General features: G+C 62.3%; 1 protein-coding gene. It reads right to left on the reverse strand.

Translation table 11 applies throughout. The features are described 5' to 3' along the window. Window positions 1-32: 32 nt before the first annotated feature. Window positions 33-1,204 (reverse strand): IS3 family transposase gene (locus IPV10_RS16815; RefSeq protein ID WP_207485815.1). Its coding sequence is split into 2 segments (ribosomal slippage): window positions 33-928 and window positions 928-1,204, totalling 1,173 coding nucleotides; the frame shifts between segments, so codons are not numbered across the junction. Between the last annotated feature and the right edge of the window lie 77 nt (window positions 1,205-1,281).

Below are 1,281 nucleotides of genomic sequence, written 5' to 3' on the forward strand. Positions count from 1 at the left end.
GGGTCTGCTGAGGCTTTGGTTGAGTCTGGGGTTTATGCCGCCAGGGTGACGGCGTCTTTCATTATGGTCTCGAACTCGATGGGTGTCAGTTTCCCGAGTCGGCGTTGCCGCCTCTTGCGGTGATAGATCCCCTCGATCCACTGCACGATCGCGAGACGCAGCTCGAGTCGAGTGTTCCAGCGCTGGCGGTCGAGGACGTTCTTCTGCAGCAGGCTGAAGAAGCTCTCCATAGCCGCGTTGTCACCACACGCGCCGACTCTGCCCATCGATCCGATCAGGCTGTGGCGCTTCAGTGCCTTACGGAATTTTCTGGATCTGAACTGGGATCCGCGATCGGAGTGCACCACGACGCCTGCCGGGTTGCCCTGGTGTGTGACGGCCATCTCCAGCGCGTTCACAGCCAGACGGGCCTTCATTCGAGAGTCAATCGAGTAGCCGACGATCTTGTTGTTCCACACGTCCTTGATCGCGCAGAGATACAGCTTGCCTTCCGCCGTCCAATGCTCCGTTATATCCGTCAGCCACAGCTGGTTCGGCCCCTCGGCCGTGAAGTCGCGGTTGACGAGATCGTCATGCACGGGCGGGCCCGCTTTCTTGTATCGGCGCTTACGAGTCGTGATCGTTGATCTGATCCCCGCGACGTGACACAGCCGCCACACGCGCCGCTCGCTGAGCTGGTAGCCGAGGTCGGCGATGTCGTCGGAGAGGACCCGGTATCCGCCCTCGGGATCGTCCTCGTGCAGTTCGCGGAGCACCCCGATCAGATGCGCCTCCTCGATCTCACGCGCGCTGACGGGCTGCTTCACCCACTTGTAATACGCCTGCTCGGTGAACCCCAGCACCCTGCTCGCCACCGCGACCGGCACCCTCACAAGGGCGTCGGCCGCGGCCATCTCACGGACGAGCGGGTAGATCATTTTGGGGGCAGGATATGCGCCTGAGACAGATACGCCGCAGCACGTCGGAGCACCTCGTTCTCCATCTCCAGCTCCCGGATCCTTCGCAGCGCCGCCGTCATCTCGCGGCGCTCGTCGGGATCGGCCGATGGTGTCATCCCATGCGAGCGGAACCGGTCATCTCTCACCCACGTCTGCAGCGCGGTCTTCGAGATGCCAAGGTCTCTGCACACCTTCTTCTGCGACGAGCCCGCAGCGACCATCGCCACAGCGTCCCGCTTGAACTCATCGGAATAGATCTTCGGCACGATTGCCATCCTTCCAGCACGATCCCACCCCGGGAATCATGCGGTCATGGACTCAACCGAACCTTCAGCAGACCCCG

This window comes from Microbacterium sp. SD291, assembly GCF_017355365.1.
Taxonomy (GTDB): Bacteria; Actinomycetota; Actinomycetes; order Actinomycetales; family Microbacteriaceae; genus Microbacterium.